This is a genomic window from Pseudomonas sp. TWI929 (genome assembly GCF_039673335.1).
Lineage (GTDB): Bacteria > Pseudomonadota > Gammaproteobacteria > Pseudomonadales > Pseudomonadaceae > Aquipseudomonas.
Map to the genome: position 1 here is coordinate 1 of NZ_JBDJLK010000071.1, position 22102 is coordinate 22102.

Genomic DNA, 22102 nt, shown 5'->3' on the forward strand with positions numbered 1-22102 from the left:
CACCCTGGTGGTCGAACGCATCAGCCCACGCCGCCTGGGCGCGCTGGTGGCGATGTATGAGCACAAGGTGTTCGTGCAGAGCGTGATCTGGGGTATCAACGCCTTCGACCAGTGGGGCGTGGAACTGGGTAAGGAGCTGGGGGAGGGGATTTACCAGCGCTTAATTGGTAACCTTGAAGACTGCGCTGATGATGGCTCGACTCAAGGGTTGATCAAGTACTTCCGCGGTCTTCACAGGGGCTGATTTTCCCCATTACGCCGTCACGCGGTCGGCCTCTGACTCTAGGCTTGTACTGGACATCGGCCGTTCCGATATTGGGCAGCCGATGTTTAGATCCAACAGCCTTGCTCTGGAGAAATGGAGTAAGCGCTCCATAAACCCCACATTCAAAGCGCACAGCTGATCACGGATGCTGTGCTCCCGATTTCTCCGCCGACGATGATGCGACCCGACGCCAAAGTCGCGATCGCTGCTGCGGGACCTGACCCTGACATGGCTGCCATAAAAAGTTCGGCAACCACTGGCCGCGCTTCATCCAAGAGTTCATAAGGCTTTGCCATTACAGAACTCCTTTCCGTAGATGGTCGGCGACTGTACAAAACCCGGCCCGTTCCGGGGCCACATTTCAGTTTCCTGGGATTTTAGGCAGAGCCTAATAGAATAGTACTGAATGGTGGCGGTAAGGTTCAAAGCAGTCGCGGCCATAACCGTTTCAAGGCAAACACCACAAACGCCAAGGCGGCGCTCTGCGTAGCGGACGATTACCAGAACCCTTGGTAAGTGACTAACGTTCCCGCTTCCACTGCCAGCTGGCTTGCCGGCCGAACTTGCGTTGTAGAACGTACAGCCCGCGTTGCAGAATTTCAAAAAGTCGATAATAATTTGCTGCGAAATGTTTCAGCAGCCTGTCAGGCAACTTTTCTGGTGACGATAACGTGGCTCCATCTGTAAAAAAATCAAAAATAATCAATGACCTGATCGCTCAGTTCAATCTGTCAAGCTATTTTGAATATAATAAATTTGATGGCGAGCTCGCATTTGATGATGTGAACTGCCTGGAAAAAAGCATGGCTTTCATTCCGGAGCATACATTTCTCAATAAGTCCAGCGTTCAGCGAATATCGGAAGTGGCTGAACGGTTTATGGTAGAAGGGATTGTTCCGTTCAGTGAATTGCTTTCACATTGCGCCGGCAAAAAGTTTGACATCATTTTCTTCGACCCTGTTCATATTCGCCCCCAGGTTGATCTGGCACTGAAACAACTACTCAGGCTTCTGAATCCGGGCGGGTTTCTGGTGATTCATGATTGCAGCCCGAAAAATGAGGCGATCACCAGAGTACCTCGAAAAGGTGGTGATGAGTGGGTCGGCGAAACGTTTAAAGCATTTGCGCTTTTTCGGCACTTCAATCCATTTAAGACACTGACGGTTGACGAAGATTACGGTGTTGCAATCATTGTCAATGATGGACTGAATGTCGACTACTCCTGCAGCTATGACATTGACTACTCTGAAATCTCGCAAAATCGACGTGAATATTTAGGTTTGATTACCTACACAGACTTTCTGGATCGACTAAAAACCGGAAGTCGGGACAGCTTGTTCGTCGCCTTGCCCGTATCGTCTGAATTTAAATTCAATGTGATCGATGGCTCGAAAACCCACACGGTTACCGAGTTGTCCTCTACGGCAAGTCAGGTTTTCTGGTGCTTTGCGACTTCCGGATTCAGCGAGGACAAATCAATCATACTGCCCATCAGGCTGGATGGTAGCTTGCAATCGCTTAACTTCCATTTTGCCGGGTTAAAAGACAAGGTGACCGCGCTTCGATTCGACTTTTCCAACTGTGAAACAAGCGCTGAACTCGATTCGGTACGGCTCTTGGACCTGAATGGGCAGCAAAGATGGAAGTGGGAGGGAGACCCTAATCTTTTTACCCAAAGAAGCGGTATGCACGTCGTAGACACGGCAGAAGGTTCCTCACAGAAGATATTGATCGCTACCGGGTCGGACCCAAATGCAGTTCTTCACATTCCAGTCGAGTTGTTAGCTTGTATTACTGACGGGTGGGCGCTGCAAGTGGTACTAAGGCCCCAGCCTCGTATCGTACATGCACTTTTGAAAAGGACTTTCATCTAGGCGTTCGGTCTCGAAGCGTCATGGTGTATCTGTAGTGGGCAACTAATCCCGGACACTACGTTAAGTTTTTCTTCAGCAACGGCGGGCGCCAGCCCGCCGTTGAATTGATGTGGTCGTTGCCAGTTGTAGCGCAGCATCAGGAGCCGGCCGATGTCCTGCTGGGCAAGCGAGGTGCTCATATAGCCCACCGACGGTATCCATTCTGTTTTTAAACTACGAAACAGGCGCTCCATCGGGGCGTTGTCATGACAGTTTCCGCGCCGGCTCATGCTCTGTTTGAAACGATAGCGCCACAAGCGCTGGCGGAAGCCCCGACTGCCGTATTGGCTACCCTGATCGCTGTGAAACAGAACATTCTGTGGACGGCCTCGCTGCTCATACGCCGTGTCCAGAGCCTTGATCACTAGGTCGGCATCGGGCTTCGACGAGAAAGCCCAGCCCACCACTCGACGCGCATACAGGTCGATCACTGCCGCGAAATAGTGCCAGCGACCTTGAGCCCAGACGTATGTAATGTCACCGCACCAGACTTCATTCGGCGCCGAAACGTTGAACGCTCGATCCAGCACATTGGGGATGTCGGGACGTTCCACCGTCGCTTTTTTATATGCATGTGAGCCAGGCTGCTTGCTGACCAATTTCAGCTCACTCATCAGCTTGCGCACTTTGAACCGTCCGATCTCTATTCCGTCCTCGCGCATCATGAACATGATGCTCCGACTGCCAGCTGCGCTGCGGCTCTGAGTGAACAACTCGTTCACGCGGGTGCGCAGGACGAGCCGTTCAACATCCGGAGTTCCTCGCTTGCGACAGTGCGCGTAGTAGCAAGATCGGGTAACTTCAAATACCGAGCACAGCAGATCAACCGGCTCCTCTGAGCGAAGCTGGTCGACTAACGCGAGCGCTCGTGCTCCTCGGCCATCAAGAGCGCGGTAGCCTTTTTTAGGATCGATTTTTCCCGTTCCAATCGGTTGATTCGCGCTTCCAGTTCCTGGATATTCTGCTGCTCGGGCGTCAGCGCTTTGCTAGTCGGTGTAACACCGCCACGTTCTTGTTGGGGCTGGTTTACCCACCGTCGCAGGACAGACTCAACCAGCCCAAGCGAACGGGCTGCCTCAATGAGGCTGTAGCCTTGGTCGATTACCAGGATGGCAGCTTCGCGTTTGAACTCGGGGGTGAAGGTACGGCGTTGCTTGGTCATCGCGCGCCTCACGCATGAAGCTCAGGTGACCCTGCCGGTAATTGTTACGGGGCTCGTTACGAGGCTGGATGTCCAGGCCTAGCAAAAGCTAGGCCCTTCTTGATTTGATGCTATTTCAAGGCTTGGGCTAGCCTCTCGCCAAAAAATTTGGCGCCTGATTGGGTAAGGTGGTTGCGATCTGAAAATATAGGGTTGTTTGATTCATCCAGCACAATGCAGCTGTCTTTTGACTTGCACGTTATTGACATTAGGTCGACAAATTTTGTCCCCTGGATTTTTTTCATGTGTTCATTTATGACGCGACTTTCACCTTCTACAAATTTGGAGGCGAACGTCTCGAGTCCCGCTGTTTTTCCAAACTTCGTGGCGATAAATGTGCTGTCGCTTGAAAGGTTTTTCATTCCGAATACGTATACGGTACCTTTGGTTCTTTTTGCAATTTCATTTATGGATTGCATGTAGTATTTTTCGGCAAATCTACGCCAGTAGAAAACTACAAATACCTTGTCGGCTGACTCTATAAGATTGTCATCTAAGACGTTTGAAAAGTGTGTCTTGCACTGCGCGATTAGTGATGGGTCGCGCATTGTTATCGGGTTTAGTTTTGTTAAATAGGTGTCAGTTTGACCAGGCTCAACAAAAGGTGTTGCGCATCTGCTGTTCACAATTCGAGATACGGCGTCGTATTTTTCTAGCATGCCTGATTCTTTAAGCATGTTTATTACGTCGCCAGCCTGGGAATCACCTATTACTAAAAGTTTTTCTTTCTTTGAGGTGTTGTCGAACTTGGCTTTGGTTAGCTGTTCGTGAGTTCCCCATACGTATTTGTCTGCTTTTTCTTTATCTACTGTGGCTATATTTCTGATGGCCTCTGGCAGCCTCCATCTCCATCCGTCTTGGCCCCAACTGCTTGCGGCCATAACAATAATTATGGATGAAACTGAAAGAGTGGCGAGAGAGAATTCTGCACCCGTCAGTTTTGACTTCGACTTATTTCGGAATGGCTTTTCTATTAAGGCGTAGAGCACTATCGCCAGTGCAATGGTGAGTAGCAGAAGTGAGGTGGTTGCCAGTGGTTTAAGCCCGTTCAGCGTTACATAGCTGGCAAAGACGAAGATTGGCCAATGAACAAGATAGAGGGAGTAACTGACCTCACCGATCTTAGTTGCTGCCCAGGAGCGGCATGGCCAGGCTACTTTGGCACCCCCGCCCGCGAAGATCATGAGGGCGGCGCCAGCTACGGGCACTATAGCTGCGAGGCCAGGGAACAGAGTGCCGTTGCTGCTGTAGAGGAAGATCGGGGCAATAACCAGGGCCAGGCCTGCAAGGTATGCCAGCTCCTTGAGTGCTGCATTCACCTTGTTGCGCTCAACCAGCACGACCAGCGCGCCGGCCAAAAATTCGTGAATCCTGAAAGGTGTTAAGAAAAATGCACCCGACACATCGTGTTGAAGGAAGAAGTATGCGGCTGCGGCACCGGCAACGAAGATCGCCGTGGTTGCTGCTAGAACGTTCTGTGTCAGCCGAGTGATCCCCACCAGCAGCAGTGGCCACAGGATATAGAACTGGATCTCGACGCTGAGCGACCAGGTGTGCAGCAGTGGCTTCACGGTGGCTGCTGTGTCGAAGTACCCACTCTGCATCCAGAAGAAGAAATTGGATATTCCGGCTAGCGCATATACCGTTGACCCAGACATCTGTTTGAAGTCTTCCGGGGTAAACAAGAAGGCCGCTGCGACGAACGATGCCCCTATCGTGGCTAGCAGAGCGGGAATCAACCTGCGCACTCGGCGAGTATAGAAGTCGCCGAAATCAAATCGACCTTTGCTTTGCTGGCTCAAGATGCCTTTTGTGATGAGGTAGCCACTGATCACGAAGAAGACGTCTACGCCGACAAAACCGCCACTGAAAAACGGGACCTTGAAGTGGTAGAGGATGACCGCTAGCACGGCAATGGCGCGTAGCCCATCGATGTCCGGCCTGTAGTTCTGTGCTTTGTGTATCGAGGTGGCGTCTGCCAGATTGGCATGGGATAAGGACGTCATTGTTGGATGCAGCTCCTAGTGGTGCAATTTTTGGGCGGCATCATACCTTCTGACGTAAGGCGCGTCCTCACATTACGGCTTCGCATGGGATGGGTGGTATGGCGTAAGGCTATTGCGGTAGCTTTACTGAACCCATTTTGAGCAATCACGAATTCAGTCCAGCGAGGTGCGAAAAGTACAGCTATCACTTCATCGGTTTGTGAGCCCGCTCGTATGAGCCAATTCAGATGAGGAAATTGATGGGTTCTCCAACAATTGCACGGTACAAGGGGTGAACAAGACATCGAGAGAGCAGTAGGTTATTCCTGAGCTGCTTGATTAGCCCTGATGCTTGTGGAATTCGTAATGGAATAATCAGCAAGCGCCCCCACAATCCGCCCACACGCCTTCCCGTCACCATACGGATTATGCGCCACGCTCATCTCCCGATACGCCCCCTCATCGGTCAGTAACCTGGCCAGTTCCCCGACAATAGACCCAACCTCCGTACCCACCAGCTTCACCGTCCCTGCCGCTACTGCCTCTGGCCGCTCCGTGGTATCGCGCATCACCAGCACCGGCTTGCCCAGCGCCGGCGCTTCCTCCTGAATACCCCCCGAGTCGGTAAGAATCACGTACGCACGGCTCATCAGGTAAACAAACGGCAGGTAATCCAGTGGTTCGATCAGGTAGATGTTGCTCACATCTGCCAGCAGCCGGTTGACCGGCTCGCGCACATTGGGGTTGAGGTGTACCGGGTACAGCATGTCCACCCCCGGGAACTGGCGCGCAGTCTGCACCAGGGCCTGGCAGATGCGCTCGAAGCCACCGCCAAAGTTCTCGCGGCGGTGGCCTGTTACCAGCACCATGCGGCGGTCGGCAGCCAGGTAATGAAACTGGCGCTCAAATTGGGCCCGCAGCGCCGGGCTTTCCAGCTTGTGCACCACTTCCAGCAAGGCGTCGATCACGGTGTTGCCAGTGGTGAAGATGCTCGCCGGGTCGGTGCCTTCGCGCAGCAGGTTGTCCCGCGAGGTGGCGGTGGGGGCGAAGTGCAGGGCGGCCAGGGTGCCAGTCAGGCGGCGGTTGCCTTCTTCTGGCCAGGGCGAATACAGGTTGTTGGTGCGCAGGCCAGCTTCTACGTGGGCGATGGGGATTTGCTGGTAATAGGCCGCCAGGCTGGTGGCAAAGGTGGTAGCGGTGTCGCCGTGCACCAGCACTATGTCGGGCTTGAACTCGGCCAGCACGGGCCGGATGCCCTGCAAAATCCCGATGGTCACGCCAGTCAGGTCCTGGCCGGGCTTCATGATGTTCAAGTCGTAATCGGGGTTGATGCCGAACAGTTCCAATACCTGGTCGAGCATTTGCCGGTGCTGGCCGGTAACGCACACGCGTGACTCAAAACGGGCGTCCTGGGCAAGTTGCAGGGCCAAGGGGGCCATCTTGATGGCTTCTGGGCGGGTGCCAAATACGGTGAGAGTCTTGAGGGGCACGGCGGTGATCCTCTTGCTGGACGGGGCGGAGCTAGCGGGCCAAAGGGGCTGGGCAGGCGTGCAAAGGCTGGCCAGGTGGACGGGCTGGGTGCGAGGGCAAGCGGCGGGCGGCAGGGGGCATGCTGCTTAGGTCCTTCAAGCAAACGGCTGTCCATTGCTGAAAAAATCTAGCAGTTGGTCCATGTGATGCCAGTTTTCAGGGGCGCGTCTGCCAAACGGTGTGCAGGGCGGCTTCGGCGGGAGGTGTGGGAAAGTGGCGGCTGTTGTTGTGGATGCGGCATCGCACAGGCGGGGACCTTTCTAGCGGCGACCGGCCACGATACGGCTGCTGTTGGGCCGCAGGTGGAATGTTGTAAATGGCCATTTATGCAGGGTTGGCGAGGTTGGGTGCACGGTGGACTGATTTGGTTACCATTCGCCGTGGATGGTAGCTGTTTCGAAGCAGGGTTCAGCGCTAGGGTTGGTGACGCAGCCGAGGGAAAACGGCTGCTGAAAAATGACCAACCCAAGGAGTGTTCACCATGCGTAATAAACTTCTGTCGTCCCTGCTGCTGCCGCTGTTCGCCAGCCTGTCCTTCTCCCTTAGCGCCGCCCCGGCCAGCGCCACAGCGGCGGCCGAACCGGTGCCGGTAGTGGCCCAGGTGCAGGCCCAGCAGGCGCCGCGGCTGGACCTGAACAAGGCCGATGCGCTGACCTTGCAGAAGGAATTGAACGGCATAGGCAAGGCCAAGGCCGAGGCGATCGTGGCCTACCGCGAGGCCAATGGGCCGTTTGCTTCGGTGGATGAGTTGCTGGAGATAAAGGGGATTGGCAACGCACTTTTGGAGCGTAACCGGGACAAGGTGATGGTGGAGTAAGCGGGGAGGGGCTGGGGCTTTTTTGCCCTGGCCCTGACTATTGAAAGTTTGACGCTCTAAAGGTTTGACTCTTTAACCTGTTGAAAATGAAAGGGTCGTGTTTTTTATTAGCTTGCTATGCGTCAGCAGGCTAACTAGTTGATAACTTTTGATGCGGTTGTTGTTGAGCGGCCTTGTGTCGCGAGCGGGGTGCGAAGCGCCCCTGGGAATTCAGCTTTGCCGCATACATTGCCGGGGCTGCTTTGCAGCCCTTTCGCGACGCGAGGCCGCTCCTACAGGTACGGCGCAGGCCTGGAGGGTTATGGTGTTCCTGTGGGTTCAGCGCGCCCGCGAAGTAGCCAACGCGGTGCATGGCACCGGCTGCGCCGGTGTTCGCGGGCACGCCCGCTCCCACGGGGGCCCTGCTAAATCAGTGGGTTATGTGAAGTTCTATGAGGGCTGGCCAGCCAGCGTCCGTGATCGCCGGACGTGTCAGCGGTCTTGCGCATCCTTGGCATCCGCTTCGGCATTGCGCTCATGCACCTTGCGCAGTTGCTCTTCGGTGAGGGGCAGTTTTTTGGCTGTGTCGCGCAGCAGCATCAGCCCGCCGACGATGGAGCCAAGGGCTAAGATGAGTATCAGCCAGGCATACCAAGGCATTGTCGTTCTCCTTTTGCTGGTGAGGGGCAGTGCTTGTACGAAATTTGAACAATCACCCGTTCCGTTGGTTCAATTATAGAAGCCAGCCATTGCCGGGCCAATTCCGTGACCCGCGGCCCCCAAAGCCTGCGCCACTTCGTTTACAATGCGCGCCGTTTTCGACTTGCCAAGAGACCCTGCCCATGTCCGCCTGCCAGACGCCCCTGATCGTCGCCCTGGATTTCCCTACCCGTGAGGCCGCCCTGAAGCTGGCTGACCAGCTTGACCCTGCGCTGTGCCGGGTGAAGGTTGGCAAGGAGCTGTTCACCAGCAGCGCTTCGGGCATTGTCGAAACCTTGTGCGACAAGGGCTTCGAAGTGTTCCTGGACCTCAAGTTCCACGACATCCCCAACACCACCGCCATGGCTGTGAAGGCTGCCGCCGAGATGGGTGTGTGGATGGTCAACGTGCATTGCTCCGGTGGCCTGCGCATGATGGCGGCCTGCCGTGAAGAGCTGGCCAAGCGCAGCGGCCCGCAGCCGTTGCTGATTGGCGTGACCGTGCTGACCAGCATGGAGCGTGAAGACCTGGCCGGCATCGGCCTGGATGTCGACCCGCAAGAGCAGGTGCTGCGCCTGGCGGCGCTGGCCGAGAAAGCGGGCATGGACGGGTTGGTGTGCTCGGCGCTGGAGGCCCCGGCGCTGAAGGCGGCGCACCCGTCGCTGCAGCTGGTGACCCCAGGTATTCGCCCGGCGGGCAGCGCGCAGGATGACCAGCGCCGTATCCTTACCCCGCGCCAGGCGCTGGATGCCGGTTCGGATTACCTGGTGATCGGCCGGCCGATCAGCCAGGCGGCAGACCCGGCGCAGGCGTTGGCTGCGGTGGTGGCGGAGATTCGTGGGTAAGTAGCCTGCGTTATTGAAAAAGGCCAGCACGCGAGTGCTGGCCTTTTTTATTCCCTGCGGCGGAAGCAGCCCCTGCTTCTTATGGGAGCGGCCGAGGTGGCCTGTCAGTGCAGCTTGTTCTTGGCCAGCTCGATGTCGTTCATCAACGCTTTGGCCATGGCCAGCAGGTAATCCGCTGCGCCCAGCATCTTGTGGTCATCTTCCATGTCGCCTTCGCGTACAAGGTGCTTGCAATAGCCCAGCAGGACCGAGACGTGCTCATAAGCATCATCAACCGGGACGCCGGGTTGGACGCGGAGCAGGTCTATGGTGGGGTTGCCGGCTTCGAGGAAGGTTTCGAGGCCTGCGGTGAGGACGGGGGAAAGATCGTTCTTCTTCATGGTGAAATTCCAGTGCGTGACAGGGAGCATTCACCTCAATCTTTCTCACGGACGAAGGTGGCAGCCATTGCGCGGGGTGAGAAACCGGTGCACTGATGCCGGCCAAGCCGAAGCTTGCCCGCGAATGGCTGCCATAGAACAGTCAGGGCAGCAGTGCATAGCGGGTTCTCACACCCGGTCACCAACACGGCGACCCGGTGAAGTTATCCCTGGGGGATTTCCCCGACAATTCAGCTGCTTCTGACCGCGGTGTAGGATAGTTCGCTTGCTGCTTCAAGCTGAAGCGGTGGGTGCAAGGTTCAGGAAAATCTGACGCGCTTTGTAGGTGCGGCCCAATCGCCGGCAAGCCAGCTCCCATAGGTACCGCGCATGGCTTAAGGTTGGCGCTGTACCTGTGGAAGCTGGCCTGCCGGCGATGAGGCCTATATTGGCTACTTCAATCTCAAACTTTGAGCACCAACTTGCCAAAATTCTCCCCACTAAACAGCTTCAGCAAGGTCTCAGGGAAGGTCTCCAAGCCTTCCACCACATCCTCCTTGCTCTTCACCTGCCCACTGGCCAGCCAGCCGGCAATCTCCAGCGCAGCCTTGCCGTAGTCCTTGCTGTAATCCATCACCACAAAGCCTTCCATGCGCGCACGGTTCACCAGCAGCGACAGGTAGTTGGCCGGGCCTTTCACCGCTTCCTTGTTGTTGTACTGGCTGATCGCGCCGCAAATCACGATGCGCGCCTTGTAGTTGATGCGGGTCAGCACGGCATCGAGGATGTCGCCGCCAACGTTGTCAAAGTACACATCCACCCCCTTGGGGCATTCGCGCTTCAGGCCAGTCAGCACGTCTTCGGCCTTGTAGTCGATCACCCCGTCAAAGCCCAGTTCGTCCTTCAGGTACTGGCACTTCTCGGCGCCGCCAGCAATGCCGACCACGCGGCAGCCCTTGAGCTTGGCAATTTGCCCGACAATGCTGCCCACCGCGCCGGCCGCGCCGGAAATCACCACGGTGTCGCCGGCCTTGGGCTGGCCAACGTCCAGCAGGGCGAAGTAGGCGGTCATGCCGGTCATGCCCAGCGCCGACAGGTAGCGGGGCAGGGGCGCCAGGTTGGGGTCGATCTTGTGCAGGCCCTGGGGCTCGCCGGTGAAGTAGTCCTGCACGCCAAGGGCACCGCTTACATGGTCGCCCGCTTTGAAGCCAGGGTGGTTGGAGGCGACTACTTCGCCCACACCCAGCGCGCGCATCACCTGGCCCAGGGCCACAGGCGGGATGTACGACTTGCCTTCGTTCATCCAGCCGCGCATGGCCGGGTCCAGGGACAGGTACAGGTTGCGTACCAGCACCTGGCCTTCGCCAGGTTGTTCGGCAGGCACGCTTTCGAAGCTGAAGTCGTCACGGCGCACGGCGCCGACCGGGCGTTTGGCAAGCAGGAAGCGGCGGTTGGTCTGGGTCATGGCGGGTCCTTGTGGGCAGTGGAGGGGGTTAGACGTTCAATCTACCCTGTTGATGTAGGCAGGTCCTTAACATCACTGACAAGCATGGTAGCCCAACCGTTGGTGTGATGATGCTGCCCGGCCGGGTGGTGGCTGACTATGCTCTGAACCCCACAAACCGTCACAGGAGCACGCGATGAGCATGACCTTTTCCGGCCAGGTAGCCCTGGTCACCGGTGGCGCCGCCGGCATCGGCCGGGCAACCGCCCTGGCCTTCGCCCAGCAGGGCCTGAAGGTGGTGGTGGCCGACCTCGACCCGGTTGGCGGTGAGGCCACCGTGGCGTTGATCCAGGCGGCTGGCGGCCAGGCGCTGTTCATTGCCTGCGACGTAACCCGCGACGCTGAGGTACGCCAGCTGCACGAGCGCCTGATCGCCGCGTATGGCCGGCTGGACTACGCCTACAACAACGCTGGCATCGAGATAGAGCAGGGGCGCCTGGCCGAGGGCAGCGAGGCAGAGTTCGATGCCATCATGGGCGTCAACGTCAAGGGTGTGTGGTTGTGCATGAAGTACCAGCTGCCGTTGCTGCTGGCCCAAGGCGGTGGGGCAATCGTCAATACCGCCTCGGTGGCGGGTTTGGGCGCGGCGCCGAAGATGAGTATCTACAGCGCCAGCAAGCATGCGGTGATCGGCCTGACCAAATCGGCGGCCATCGAATATGCCAAGAAGGGCATCCGGGTGAATGCCGTGTGCCCGGCGGTGATCGACACCGACATGTTCCGCCGCGCCTATGAGGCCGACCCGCGCAAGGCCGAGTTCGCCGCCGCCATGCACCCGGTGGGGCGCATTGGCAAGGTCGAGGAAATTGCCAGCGCCGTGCTGTACCTGTGCAGCGACGGCGCGGCGTTTACCACCGGGCATTGCCTGGCGGTGGATGGTGGGGCTACGGCGATCTGAGCCGAAACCGCGTCGCCTGCTTCGCGGGTAAACCCGCTCCCACAGGTATATCACCGGCCCTGAGGGCAGCGGGGTACCTGTGGGAGCGGGTTCACCCGCGAAGAGGCCCTTGCAGACCACCACAAGGCCAGCCCAACCCCCATACAGCCCACCACCAACACCCCACCAAACACCAGCAGGGCCAGCCGTGACCCCAACCGGTCGCTCAACAGCCCGGTAAAGATCACCGGCAAGCTGAACCCCAGGTACGCCAGTAAAAAGAACCCGGCACTGGCCCGGGTCTTCTCGCTGCCGGCCAGCTGGTTTACCGCCGCCAGCCCGCCCAGGTAGATAAACCCGTAGCACGCACTGCTGGCCGCCACCGCACCCAGCAACACCGCACCCAGTTGCCCGCTGTCCGCACCCCAGGCCAGCACGGCATAGCTGCACGGCAATATCGCCAGCCCCAGCAACGTGGCCGTGCGGCTGCTCAGGCGGCGTGCCATTGGCTGGAACAACAGCCCGCAGCTGATCACGCAGAAGGTCGAGAACCCCGACCAGGCACTAAGCCCATGCTGGCGCAGGATGCCCGGCAGCAGGGCAATCACCAGCCCCACGCAGGCCCAAGCCAGCAAAATAGCCAGCCCATAGGCCACGCTGCCGCGCGGGTAGCAGGGCAGGCGCAGCATAGGGTTGCGCTGTGCCGGGCGTGGGTCGGGCAGGCGCCATGCCAGCACCATGGCCAGCGCCGCCAGCAGCAGTTGCAGGTGGAAGCTGCCTGGGGTGAGGCTGGGGCCGCGCAGCAGGAACAGGCTGGTCAGCGCTGCGCCCAGGCCAAAGCCCAGCGAAGTGCTGGCGGTGACCCAGTTGGCGGCCCGGGTGGTGTGCTCGCCGCCCATCAGCTCGCCCATGTATGCAGTGGCTGTGGCTGAGGCCAGGCCGGTGCCCAGGCCGAGAAACAGCCGCGCCAGGCCTAGGGTTTGCAGGTTGGGGGCCAGCAGCATCAGCACGGTGGCGACCATCGACAGCGCCAGTGCCGCCACAATCAGTGGCCGGCGCCCGACTCGGTCGGCCAGGCCGCCCAAGGCCAGCAGCACCGGCAGCACGCCCAGCACATAGCCGGAGAAGGCCACCGCAGTGGCGGCGGCGCCTTGGCCGGAAAGGTCGGCGTAGGTGATGTACAACGGCGCCTGCAGGTTCACGGCCAGGGTGATCAGGCAGAGGGCGAAGGCCAAGCGGGCCGGGGCGGAGGGCATGAGGTAGGTCCTTGTCTGCAGGTGTAGATTTCCAGGCTTCACGCGGATCTTGTGGGAGCGGCCTTGCGTCGCGATGGGCTGCGCAGCAGCCCCGGCAATTTGTGCTTGGGCTGATATCTTGGGGCTGCTGTGCAGCCCATCGCGACGCAAGGCCGCTCCCACAGGGGCCGCGTCAGTCGGTCAAATAGTGATGCCAGCCCATTGCCCTCGCCAGATACACCCTAAGCCCATTTATGCTTAACTGTTCGCTAAAAATCAGCGAACACTTACCCTCATGCACTTCCCCCTCGACCGCACCAGCAGCACCCCATTGGTGCAGCAACTCACCGAGCACCTGCAAACCTGGATCACTCAGCAACGCCTGCGCCCCGGCGCACGCTTGCCGTCAATCCGCGCACTGGCCCGCAGCCAGGCGGTCAGTGCGTCCTGTGTGATCGAGGCTTACGACCGGCTGGTCGCCAGCGGCTGGCTGGAGGCGCGCCACGGCACCGGCTTTTTCGTCGCTGAGCGCAAGCTCGGGCTTGCGCAGGAGGACGGGCAACCGTGGGGTGAGGCTGGTGACGGCAGCTGGCGGCAGTTCCGCGAGGGCCATGACGAGCTGCTCAAGCTGGGTTGCGGCTGGCTGCCCAGCAGCTGGCGCGCAGCCACCGAGCTGGCCCAGGCGGTGCGCCAGGTCAGCCGCGGCAACCCGCAGGACCTGTTCGACTACTGCCCCCCGCTTGGCCTGGCCAGCCTGCGTCAGCAGTTGCACAAGCGCCTGGCGCAGCTGGGCATAGCCGCCGGCCCCGAGCGCATCCTCACCACCCACGGTGCCAGTCACGGCCTCGACCTGCTGGTGCGCACCCTGCTGCGCCCGGGCGACACGGTGCTGGTGGAAAACCCCGGCTACTACAACCTGTTCAACCTGCTACGCCAGCATCAGGTGCACATGCTGCCGGTACCGCGCACCGCCGACGGCCCGGACCTGCCCGCCCTCGAAGCCTTGCTGGCCACGCACAACCCGCGCTGCCTGTTCATCAACAGCCTGTACCAAAACCCCACCGGTACCAGCCTGATGCCCAAGGTGGCCTACCGCCTGCTGGAGCTGGCCCGCGAGCATGACCTGCGCATCATCGAGGACGATATCTACGCCGACTTCCAGGAGGGCCCGGCCACCCGCCTGGCCACCCTCGACAGCGAGCAGCGGGTGATCTACATGGCCAGCTTCTCGAAAACCCTCAGCAGCTCGCTGCGAGTTGGCTACCTGGTCGCCGACCCCGCGCTGCTGGCGAGCCTGGCCGAGCTGAAGATGGTCAGTGGCATCGGCACCTCGCGCTTTGCCGAGCAGGTGGTAGGGCAAATGCTCGCCAACGGCAGCTACCGCAAAAGCGTGCAACGCCTGCGGGTGCGCCTGGGGCAGCACATGGCCAAGTTGCTTGGCCAGCTGGAGCAGGCGGGCTGGCAGGTGTTCTGCGAGCCCTACGGCGGCATGTTCGTTTGGGCGCGCGTGCCGGGCCGGGATTTCGCCAGTCTGGAGCGCTTGGCCTTGGCGCACGAGGTGTTGCTCACCCCCGGCAGCGCCTTCGACTGCCAGGGTGCGGCCAGCCCCTGGCTGCGCATCAATGTCGCTTACGGGCAGGATTCCCGCGCCCAGGCCTTCCTCCAGCACGCAGGGCGACCTCTGCCAAGCTGATAGCGACACCTTCATAGCTATTTGACACTATTGTGGCGCCAGGCCCTTGTTCATCGGCTGGCAACGTTGCCACCCTTGGCCTTCGGGATAACCTCGCTAACAGAAGGGGAGTCGGCGATGGGCGCGAGCAAGCACGGTGTGCTGGCCAACCTGGGCATGGCCCGCAAACTCGGCCTGGGCTTTGCCCTGGTGTTGCTGCTGACCCTGGCGGTAGCGGCCATCGGCATTGCCGCGCTGCACAGCGTTGGCCAGCGTTTCGACGGCTTGCGCCAGCTGGCCCAGTTCAACACCGACCTGCTGCGCTTGCGCCAGCACGAGCAGGCGTTTGCCCTGCGCTCCGACATGCAGCAGGCCGAGGCTTTGCGCACTGGGCTGCAGGGCTTGGCCGAACGCGCCCGCGGCTTGCCGGCGCTGGCGGCGGCCGAAACCGACCTGGCAGCCTACGGCCAGGCATTCGAGGCCTTTGTCGAAGCGGTGCAGGCCAAGGAGCTGGCGCTGGACATGGCCAGCTGGTCGGTGTCCAGCGTGGCCAACAACCTCGACGTGCTGCAGGCTGGCCTGGCCGATGACGGCGTGTACACCCTCAAGCAGTCGCAAGGCCAGCAAGGTGGCGAGTTTCTAGAACAAGCCGCGCAGGTGGCACAGGTGTCGCGGCTGATGCTGCAGGCCATGGACGAAGCGCGGGTCCGCCTGGAAAAAAGCCGCAAGGGCGAAGCAGGCGCAGGCCAGGAGCGCATCGCTCAAACAATCGAGGCCGCCAGCCTGGTCGGCCAGCTGCAGGGCGCAGTCAGCGATGCTGGCTACCAGAGCGTGCTGGGCGAAGTGGCGGGGCACATTGGCAGCTTCTCGGAAAAACTCAACGAATACACCGACCAGCTGGCCCGCGAGCAGGGGCTGAAAGCGCAATTGCAAGCCAGCGCCGAGCAGGTGACTGGCCGGGTTGACCAGGCCTACCTGGGGCAGGAGCAGGCCCTGCAGGCCGAGCTGCAACGCAATGCCGTGGCCATTGCCTTGGCCACCGGCCTGGCGCTGCTGGTGGGCGTGCTGGCCGCCTGGCTGATCACCCGCGCCGTGGTTGGCCCGCTCAAGCACGTGATTGCCCGCGCCCAGCGCATTGCCGCAGGTGAGCTGGGCTTTGATGCCCAGGCACCACGCCGTGACGAGGTGGGGCAGCTGATGCAGGCCATGCAGCAGATGGCGGTGGGGCTGTCGGGCATTGTCAGCGGTTTGCAGCAGGGCATCGAGCAATTGGCTGGCAATGCGCAGGCGTTGTCGGCGGTGACCGAGCAAACCAACCGCGAGGTGGGCAGCCAGAAGGAAGAGACCGAGCAGGTGGCCACCGCCATGCAGCAGATGACCGCCACCGTGCACGATGTGGCGCGCAATGCCGAAGAAGCGGCGCAGGCGGCCCAGGCTGCGGACGCCAAGGTCGACTCGGGGCAACAGGTGGTGCGCCAGAGCATGCAGCGCATCGAGCAGCTGGCAGCGGCGGCGGAAACCGCCAGCGCCGGCATCGACAACCTCAGTGCCGAGATTCACACCATTGGCGATGTGCTGGAAGTGATCAAGAGCGTGGCCGAGCAAACCAACCTGCTGGCGCTGAATGCCGCTATCGAAGCGGCCCGGGCTGGCGAGCAGGGGCGTGGTTTTGCCGTGGTGGCCGATGAAGTGCGCGCGCTGGCCCGGCGTACCCGGCAGTCTACCGAGCAGATCGAGGCCCTGGTGGCCAGTTTGCGCGGCAACGCCCAGCAGTCGGTGGCGCAGATTCGCGGCAGTACCGAGCTGGTGCGCCTGGCGGTGGCCGATGCGCTGCAGACGGAAAGTGCGCTAGGCAGCATTGCGGCGGCGGTGTCATTGATTCAGCAGATGAACCAGCAGATTGCCGCAGCGGCAGAGCAGCAAAGCTCGGTGGCGGAAGAGATCAGCCGCAGTGTCACGCAGATCCGTGGCAGTGCCGATCAGGCGGCGTTGGCGATGCAGGACAATGCCCGGTCGAGTGTCGAGCTGGCGCAGCTAGGGACTGACCTGAAGGGCATGGTGGGGCATTTCAGGTTGTAAATCAGCCAACGCTGTAAATGCGGCCTGTGTGGGAGCGGCCTTGTGTCGCGAAAGGGGCGCGCAGCGCCCCCGGGATTTCAGCTTCGCAACAAACATTGCCGGGGCCGCTTTGCGGCCCTTTCGCGACGCAAGGCCGCTCCCACAGGGATCGCGTAGGCCTCAGGCCCTGCGCGGGTTGAGGATCAACAAGGCCAACACCCCCGCCACAATCCCCCAGAACGCCGAGCCAATCGAGAACAAGGTCAGCCCCGAAGCGGTGACCATGAAGGTAATCACCGCCGCCTCACGCTCGCGCGCTTCGCTCATGGCCACGGTCAGCCCGTTCATGATCGAGCCAAACAGCGCCAGGGCCGCAATCGACAGCACCAGCTCTTTCGGCAACGCCGCAAACAGCGCCGCCAAGGTTGCGCCGAACACCCCGGCAATGCCGTAGAAAATCCCGCACCACACCGCTGCGGTGTAGCGTTTGCTCGGGTCTTCATGGGCATGCGGCCCGGTGCAGATCGCCGCGCTGATCGCCGCCAGGTTGACCCCGTGCGAGCCGAACGGCGCCAGTAGCAGCGAGGCAAAGCCGGTGGCCGAAATCAACGGCGAGGCCGGCACCTGGTAGCCGTCGGCACGCAGCACGGCCACGCCGGGCATGTTCTGCGAGGTCATGGCCACCACGAACAGCGGTATGCCAATGCTGATGGTGGCCGCCAGCGAAAAGCTCGGCGTGGTCCATACCGGCTTGGCCACTTCCAGGTGGAAGCCGCTGAAGTCCAGCAGGCCCAGGGCGCCAGACAACGCCGTGCCCACCAGCAGCGCGGCAAGCACGCAATAACGCGGCGACAGGCGCTTTACCAACAGGTAACTGAAGAACATGCCCAGTACCAGCACGGTGCGGTGCTGCGCGGCGACGAAGATTTCGCTGCCGATCTTGAACAGGATGCCCGCCAGCAGCGCCGAGGCCAGCGAAGCCGGGATGCGCTTGACCAGGCGTTCGAAGCTGCCGGTCAGGCCGCAGACAAGCACCAGCACGGCGCAGGTGATGTAGGCGCCTATTGCCTCGCCATAGCTCACCCCGCCCAGGCTGGTGATCAGCAGGGCGGCGCCTGGGGTGGACCAGGCGATGGTGATCGGTGTGCGGTAGCGCAGCGACAGGCCTATGCTGCACACCGCCATGCCGATCGACAGGGCCCAGATCCATGACGAAATCTGCGCGCTGGTCAGCCCGGCTGCCTGGCCGGCCTGGAACATCAGCACCAGCGAGCTGGTATAGCCGGTGAGCATGGCAATGAAGCCGGCGACCACCGCCGACGGGGAGCTGTCTGCCAGGGGCCGCAGGCGTGCGGAAGTGGCATCGGTCATGAACAAAATCCTTGTAAAGGTGTAAGCAGTTTTTTCAGACTACAGCGAGCAAGGTTGATCCTTGCCATACAGCGGCCATTGCTTTTAGCCGTACAGTCGCCAACTATTGGGCGCAAATGCAGAACTGCTTGGGAGTGGAAGGCGATGTACAAGGTCTATGGCGACTACCAGTCGGGCAACTGCTACAAGGTCAAGCTGATGCTGAGCCTGCTGGGCCGGCCGTATGAATGGCACCCGGTGGACATCCTCAAGGGCGAGACCGAAACGCCCGAGTTCCTGGCGATGAACCCCAATGGCAAGGTGCCGGTGCTGGAGCTGCAAGACGGCAGCTACCTGTGGGAGTCCAATGCCATTCTCAACTTCCTGGCCGACGGCAGCGAGTTCCTGCCCAGCGAGCCGCGCTTGCGCACCCAGGTGTTGCAGTGGCAGTTCTTCGAGCAGTACAGCCATGAGCCATACATTGCCGTGGCGCGCTTCATCCAGTTCTACCTGGGCTTGCCGGACGAGCGCGTGGAGGAGTACCGCAAGCTGCACAAGGGCGGCTACAAGGCGCTGAAGGTGATGGAGCGGCAGTTGCAGATGACCCCGTACCTGGTCGGTGAGCAGTACTCGATCGCCGATGTGGCGTTGTATGCCTACACCCATGTGGCGCAGCAGGGCGGGTTCGACCTGGCCGATTACCCGGCGGTGAGGGCCTGGCTGGAGCGGGTCAGCAGCCACCCGCGGCATGTGCCGATGGTGGGATAGTTTTTTGCCTGTACCGGCCTCTTCGCGGGTAAACCCGCTCCCACAGGATTACCACAGGGCTGAATACTGTGGGGTACCTGTGGGAGCGGGTTCACCCGCGAAAGGGCCAGAACAGGATGGCTACAAACTGTCAGGCCGAAGCAAACCGCTCATCCAGGTAAGCAATGATGGCCTTGGACTCATACATCCAGGTCACCTTGCCCGCTTCTTCAATGCGCAGGCACGGCACTTTCACTCGGCCGCCGCCTTCCTGCAGGGCCTGGCGGTGCATCGGGTCGTTCTTGGCATCGCGCAGCGCCACCGGCACGTTCAGGCGGTGCAGGGTGCGGCGGGTCTTGACGCAGAACGGGCAGGCATGGAACTGGTACAGCGCCAGGCCCTTGGCCGCTTGCTCGACGCGGGCCTGGGCGGCGGCGTCGCGCTTGCGCTTGGCCGGGCGGCTGATCCAGTCGCCGAACACGATGAGCTGGCCGAGGCCAACCCGCAGGGCTTTGACGATCATGGGCAACTCCTGAAATGAAAAAGCCGACCCGGCAGGGTCGGCTTGGGGTCAGCAGCCAATCACTTGATCAGGCTGAGGAACTCGCTGCGGGTGGCGGCGTTTTCGCGGAACTCACCCAGCATCACCGAAGTGATCATGGTCGAATTCTGCTTCTCGACACCGCGCATCATCATGCACATGTGCTTGGCTTCGACCACAACTGCCACGCCGGCGGCCCCGGTAACCTGCTGCACGGCTTCGGCGATCTGGCGGCTGAGGTTTTCCTGGATCTGCAGGCGGCGGGCGTACATGTCGACGATGCGCGCCACCTTCGACAGGCCCAGCACCTTGCCCTTGGGCAGGTAGGCAACGTGCGCCTTGCCGATGAACGGCAGCATGTGGTGTTCGCACATCGAATACAGCTCGATGTCCCGGACCAGCACCATTTCGCTGTTGTCAGAGCTGAACAAAGCGTTGTTGGTGACTTCTTCCAGTGTTTGCTCATAACCGCGGCAAAGGTATTTCATCGCCTTTGCAGCCCGCTTGGGCGTGTCGAGCAGGCCCTCACGGGAGACGTCCTCGCCAATCTCGCTGAGGATCTCGGTGTAGTTCTGTTCCAGGGACATGGATCTACCTGTGGGAAAAAATCGCAAAAACGAAGGGTACGGCGGTGAGGGCGGCGCTGCAAGCGCGGCGTTACTCGTCGCGGCCTTCGAGCATGGTTCGCTTGAGCATCACATACACCGCGCCAGTGCCGCCATGGCGGGCGCTGCACGAGGCAAAACCCAGCACCTGCGGGTGCTGGCGCAGCCAGGTGTTGACGTGGCTCTTGATCATCGGGCGCTTGCCGTCAAGGCGCGCGGCCTTGCCGTGGGTAACCCGTACGCAGCGCACTTCCAGCTTGGTGGCTTCGGCAATGAAGTCCCACAGCGTTTCGCGGGCCTTTTCCACGGTCATGCCGTGCAGGTCGAGGCTGCCTTCGAACGGGATCTGCCCCAGCTTCAGCTTGCGCAGCTGGCCTTCCTGCACGCCGTCACGGCGCCACATCAGCTCGTCTTCGGCGCCAACGTCGATGACGAACTGGTCGGACATGCCGTCGATTACCAGTGCTTTGTCACTGCGCACGGTCGCCGCCTGGCGCAGGCCGGCCAGCTGCTGGCGGTCGGCCTTGGGCTTGCCGACTTCGGCGCGGTCGTGGCGGATCGGTTTTACACCGCGCACTTCGGCCTTGAACAGGGAAAAATCGTCGTCTTGCATGATGCCTCCACGTGGGCGGCGTAGTTTACGCGACTGTGGGGCGGCGTGCAGCCATGTCAGGCCTGATTGGCCCCTTGTGGGAGCGGCCTTGTGTCGCGAAAGGACCGCAAAGCGGTCCCGGCAATTTTTGCGGCGAACCTGAAAAGTTGGGGGGGCTTCGCCCCCCGATCGCGACACAAGGCCGCTCCCACATGGACCGCGTAGGCTTCAGTCATGCTTTTTCATCAGGTGCGGCGACAGGCTCAGTTCCCGCCCCCGGCGCAGGCGAATACGGCTGCGCCGCCAGAAGCGCACACCCAGCCACAGCAGCAGCAAGCCAGCGCCGGTGAGGATGCTGGACAGCGGTTTGTTGGCGTTGAGTTCTTGCAGGGCAGGGTAGTTGCCCAGCAGGCCGGCGATGCCGGCCATGGCCAGCAGCACGCCCAGGGTTGCCAGCAGGGCCGACAGGCCGGCCGCCAGGCGGGCGCCCCAGTTACGCTGTTGGCGCGGGCGCAGGCGCTTGGCGTCGAAACTGCCTTTAAGCTTCATTCCGCTCTCCTGTGGGGATATCCGGAATTCGACCTGCTGCCACCCGTCGGGTTCCGCCCGGCTGCCGGGCGGTTGTACTCAGCCGCTCAGATCAGGCTGGTAGTGGGTGCTACGCAGGCGAAGTTGTCGGCCATAACGGCCATTTCACACTGGTGAATCTGCGCGGCCGGGATCACCCCATCCTTGAATGCCAGGTCGCGGGTCGCCGAAGCGTCTTCCACCAGGGTGCACCGGTAACCATAGTCCTTGGCGCGGCGTACGGTGGTGCTGACGCTGGAATGGCTCATGAAACCACAGACGATCAGGTCCAGGTGGCCCAGCGCCTGCAGCGTCTCGTGCAGCTGGGTGTTCTTGAACGCATTGGGCATGCGCTTTTCAATGACGATTTCGCCTTCCAGTGGCTCCAGCCCCGGAATGAACTGGCCTGCCGGCCCCTGTGGGTCGAAGCGGCCACCGACGGTGCCCAGGTGGCGAACATGGATGATCGGACGGCCGCTCTTGCGCGCGGCGTCGAGCAACCTGGCGATGTTGGCCACGGCCTCGTCCATGCCCGACAGCTGCAGGGGCCCGCTGAGGTACTCCTTTTGCGCATCGATGATGATCAGGCTGGCGTGGCTCAGCTTGGCCGGCGGGTAGTCGCGGCCAGTGAGGCGGAACATCGTGGTTGGAACGGACATCAAGGGCTCCTTGGATAGGGCTTTTGTATACCTATTGTCCCCTGCCTTGGCGCCAATGGGAATGGTTGACAACGCAAGCGGCATGGTTACTGGCCTGGGGCT

21 protein-coding genes and 1 pseudogene are annotated in these 22102 nt (G+C 60.8%); 8 read left to right on the plus strand and 14 right to left on the minus strand.

What is annotated here, in order from left to right:
* Positions 1–244 (plus strand): annotated as a pseudogene (locus ABE456_RS22220) (glucose-6-phosphate isomerase); the annotation flags it as partial.
* A gap of 143 nt (positions 245–387) precedes the next feature.
* Here the strand turns inward: ABE456_RS22220 and ABE456_RS22225 are convergent.
* Positions 388–561, minus strand: a complete 174-nt coding sequence (locus ABE456_RS22225) for a hypothetical protein (RefSeq protein ID WP_346645848.1) — start codon at positions 559–561, stop codon at positions 388–390.
* A 375-nt stretch (positions 562–936) separates the two neighbouring features.
* On the opposite strand from ABE456_RS22225, the gene ABE456_RS22230 reads away from it, so the two are divergent.
* Positions 937–2139: a hypothetical protein gene (locus ABE456_RS22230; protein ID WP_346645849.1), complete on the plus strand. Its 1203-nt coding sequence runs from the start codon at positions 937–939 to the stop codon at positions 2137–2139.
* Here the strand turns inward: ABE456_RS22230 and ABE456_RS22235 are convergent.
* From ABE456_RS22235 to wecB, 3 genes are all read right to left on the minus strand, one after another.
* A protein-coding gene (locus tag ABE456_RS22235; RefSeq protein WP_346645850.1) for an IS3 family transposase occupies positions 2136–3340 on the minus strand; the annotation gives its coding sequence in 2 pieces (ribosomal slippage) (positions 2136–3085 and positions 3085–3340; 1206 coding nt in all). The genes ABE456_RS22230 and ABE456_RS22235 overlap by 4 nt on opposite strands.
* A gap of 110 nt (positions 3341–3450) precedes the next feature.
* The gene (locus tag ABE456_RS22240; RefSeq protein ID WP_346645851.1) at positions 3451–5385 is read right to left on the minus strand and encodes an acyltransferase family protein; all 1935 of its coding nucleotides are present in this window, start codon (positions 5383–5385) and stop codon (positions 3451–3453) included.
* Between the two features lie 299 nt (positions 5386–5684).
* Entirely contained in the window at positions 5685–6854 is a 1170-nt protein-coding gene (gene wecB, locus ABE456_RS22245; protein WP_346645852.1) for a UDP-N-acetylglucosamine 2-epimerase (non-hydrolyzing), read from the minus strand.
* 521 nt (positions 6855–7375) lie between these two features.
* Here wecB and ABE456_RS22250 point away from each other — a divergent pair.
* Complete coding sequence (locus ABE456_RS22250) at positions 7376–7711, plus strand: helix-hairpin-helix domain-containing protein (RefSeq protein WP_346645853.1); 336 nt, start codon at positions 7376–7378, stop codon at positions 7709–7711.
* Between the two features lie 471 nt (positions 7712–8182).
* Here ABE456_RS22250 and ABE456_RS22255 read toward each other — a convergent pair whose 3' ends face one another.
* Complete coding sequence (locus ABE456_RS22255) at positions 8183–8350, minus strand: DUF2897 family protein (RefSeq protein WP_346645854.1); 168 nt, start codon at positions 8348–8350, stop codon at positions 8183–8185.
* Between the two features lie 182 nt (positions 8351–8532).
* Here ABE456_RS22255 and pyrF point away from each other — a divergent pair, with 182 nt between their 5' ends.
* Positions 8533–9234, plus strand: a complete 702-nt coding sequence (gene pyrF / locus ABE456_RS22260) for an orotidine-5'-phosphate decarboxylase (RefSeq protein WP_010952851.1) — start codon at positions 8533–8535, stop codon at positions 9232–9234.
* 104 nt (positions 9235–9338) lie between these two features.
* On the opposite strand, the gene ABE456_RS22265 is transcribed toward pyrF, so the two are convergent.
* Both ABE456_RS22265 and ABE456_RS22270 read right to left on the minus strand, forming a co-directional pair.
* On the minus strand, positions 9339–9614 hold the full coding sequence (locus tag ABE456_RS22265; protein ID WP_346645855.1) for a DUF3077 domain-containing protein: 276 nt from the start codon (positions 9612–9614) through the stop codon (positions 9339–9341).
* A 442-nt stretch (positions 9615–10056) separates the two neighbouring features.
* Complete coding sequence (locus tag ABE456_RS22270; protein WP_346645856.1) at positions 10057–11058, minus strand: NADP-dependent oxidoreductase; 1002 nt, start codon at positions 11056–11058, stop codon at positions 10057–10059.
* 175 nt (positions 11059–11233) lie between these two features.
* Here ABE456_RS22270 and ABE456_RS22275 point away from each other — a divergent pair, with 175 nt between their 5' ends.
* Complete coding sequence (locus ABE456_RS22275) at positions 11234–11995, plus strand: SDR family oxidoreductase (protein ID WP_346645857.1); 762 nt, start codon at positions 11234–11236, stop codon at positions 11993–11995.
* Between the two features lie 50 nt (positions 11996–12045).
* Here ABE456_RS22275 and ABE456_RS22280 read toward each other — a convergent pair whose 3' ends face one another.
* Positions 12046–13230: an MFS transporter gene (locus ABE456_RS22280; protein WP_346645858.1), complete on the minus strand. Its 1185-nt coding sequence runs from the start codon at positions 13228–13230 to the stop codon at positions 12046–12048.
* 274 nt (positions 13231–13504) lie between these two features.
* On the opposite strand from ABE456_RS22280, the gene ABE456_RS22285 reads away from it, so the two are divergent.
* Both ABE456_RS22285 and ABE456_RS22290 read left to right on the plus strand, forming a co-directional pair.
* Positions 13505–14902: a PLP-dependent aminotransferase family protein gene (locus tag ABE456_RS22285; protein ID WP_346645859.1), complete on the plus strand. Its 1398-nt coding sequence runs from the start codon at positions 13505–13507 to the stop codon at positions 14900–14902.
* A gap of 117 nt (positions 14903–15019) precedes the next feature.
* On the plus strand, positions 15020–16960 hold the full coding sequence (locus tag ABE456_RS22290; RefSeq protein WP_346645860.1) for a methyl-accepting chemotaxis protein: 1941 nt from the start codon (positions 15020–15022) through the stop codon (positions 16958–16960).
* Between the two features lie 159 nt (positions 16961–17119).
* On the opposite strand, the gene ABE456_RS22295 is transcribed toward ABE456_RS22290, so the two are convergent.
* Entirely contained in the window at positions 17120–18310 is a 1191-nt protein-coding gene (locus tag ABE456_RS22295; RefSeq protein WP_346645861.1) for a benzoate/H(+) symporter BenE family transporter, read from the minus strand.
* A 144-nt stretch (positions 18311–18454) separates the two neighbouring features.
* Between ABE456_RS22295 and ABE456_RS22300 the strand changes: the two genes are divergently transcribed.
* Entirely contained in the window at positions 18455–19057 is a 603-nt protein-coding gene (locus ABE456_RS22300) for a glutathione S-transferase family protein (protein ID WP_346645862.1), read from the plus strand.
* Between the two features lie 130 nt (positions 19058–19187).
* Here the strand turns inward: ABE456_RS22300 and ABE456_RS22305 are convergent, their stop codons facing one another.
* The 5 genes from ABE456_RS22305 to ABE456_RS22325 form a co-directional block, all read right to left on the minus strand.
* Positions 19188–19559: a glutaredoxin gene (locus ABE456_RS22305; RefSeq protein ID WP_346645863.1), complete on the minus strand. Its 372-nt coding sequence runs from the start codon at positions 19557–19559 to the stop codon at positions 19188–19190.
* A 59-nt stretch (positions 19560–19618) separates the two neighbouring features.
* Positions 19619–20164: a GTP cyclohydrolase I FolE gene (folE, locus tag ABE456_RS22310; protein ID WP_346645864.1), complete on the minus strand. Its 546-nt coding sequence runs from the start codon at positions 20162–20164 to the stop codon at positions 19619–19621.
* 70 nt (positions 20165–20234) lie between these two features.
* A complete protein-coding gene (locus tag ABE456_RS22315) occupies positions 20235–20795 on the minus strand; it encodes a Smr/MutS family protein (protein ID WP_104962313.1) in 561 nt (186 codons plus the stop codon).
* Positions 20796–21002: 207 nt separating this feature from the next.
* Positions 21003–21323, minus strand: a complete 321-nt coding sequence (locus ABE456_RS22320) for a hypothetical protein (protein WP_346645865.1) — start codon at positions 21321–21323, stop codon at positions 21003–21005.
* Between the two features lie 86 nt (positions 21324–21409).
* Positions 21410–22000, minus strand: a complete 591-nt coding sequence (locus tag ABE456_RS22325; protein ID WP_346645866.1) for a cysteine hydrolase family protein — start codon at positions 21998–22000, stop codon at positions 21410–21412.
* Between the last annotated feature and the right edge of the window lie 102 nt (positions 22001–22102).

Excerpts from the sequence above, each read along its gene's own strand:
- ABE456_RS22225 (WP_346645848.1), bottom strand. The coding sequence starts at position 561 with ATGGCAAAGCCTTATGAACTCTTGGATGAAGCGCGGCCAGTGGTTGCC.
- ABE456_RS22240 (WP_346645851.1), bottom strand. The coding sequence starts at position 5,385 with ATGACGTCCTTATCCCATGCCAATCTGGCAGACGCCACCTCGATACAC.
- ABE456_RS22250 (WP_346645853.1), top strand. The coding sequence starts at position 7,376 with ATGCGTAATAAACTTCTGTCGTCCCTGCTGCTGCCGCTGTTCGCCAGC.
- ABE456_RS22255 (WP_346645854.1), bottom strand. The coding sequence starts at position 8,350 with ATGCCTTGGTATGCCTGGCTGATACTCATCTTAGCCCTTGGCTCCATC.
- pyrF (WP_010952851.1), top strand. The coding sequence starts at position 8,533 with ATGTCCGCCTGCCAGACGCCCCTGATCGTCGCCCTGGATTTCCCTACC.
- ABE456_RS22265 (WP_346645855.1), bottom strand. The coding sequence starts at position 9,614 with ATGAAGAAGAACGATCTTTCCCCCGTCCTCACCGCAGGCCTCGAAACC.
- ABE456_RS22270 (WP_346645856.1), bottom strand. The coding sequence starts at position 11,058 with ATGACCCAGACCAACCGCCGCTTCCTGCTTGCCAAACGCCCGGTCGGC.
- ABE456_RS22275 (WP_346645857.1), top strand. The coding sequence starts at position 11,234 with ATGAGCATGACCTTTTCCGGCCAGGTAGCCCTGGTCACCGGTGGCGCC.
- ABE456_RS22280 (WP_346645858.1), bottom strand. The coding sequence starts at position 13,230 with ATGCCCTCCGCCCCGGCCCGCTTGGCCTTCGCCCTCTGCCTGATCACC.
- ABE456_RS22285 (WP_346645859.1), top strand. The coding sequence starts at position 13,505 with ATGCACTTCCCCCTCGACCGCACCAGCAGCACCCCATTGGTGCAGCAA.
- ABE456_RS22290 (WP_346645860.1), top strand. The coding sequence starts at position 15,020 with ATGGGCGCGAGCAAGCACGGTGTGCTGGCCAACCTGGGCATGGCCCGC.
- ABE456_RS22295 (WP_346645861.1), bottom strand. The coding sequence starts at position 18,310 with ATGACCGATGCCACTTCCGCACGCCTGCGGCCCCTGGCAGACAGCTCC.
- ABE456_RS22300 (WP_346645862.1), top strand. The coding sequence starts at position 18,455 with ATGTACAAGGTCTATGGCGACTACCAGTCGGGCAACTGCTACAAGGTC.
- ABE456_RS22305 (WP_346645863.1), bottom strand. The coding sequence starts at position 19,559 with ATGATCGTCAAAGCCCTGCGGGTTGGCCTCGGCCAGCTCATCGTGTTC.
- folE (WP_346645864.1), bottom strand. The coding sequence starts at position 20,164 with ATGTCCCTGGAACAGAACTACACCGAGATCCTCAGCGAGATTGGCGAG.
- ABE456_RS22315 (WP_104962313.1), bottom strand. The coding sequence starts at position 20,795 with ATGCAAGACGACGATTTTTCCCTGTTCAAGGCCGAAGTGCGCGGTGTA.
- ABE456_RS22320 (WP_346645865.1), bottom strand. The coding sequence starts at position 21,323 with ATGAAGCTTAAAGGCAGTTTCGACGCCAAGCGCCTGCGCCCGCGCCAA.
- ABE456_RS22325 (WP_346645866.1), bottom strand. The coding sequence starts at position 22,000 with ATGTCCGTTCCAACCACGATGTTCCGCCTCACTGGCCGCGACTACCCG.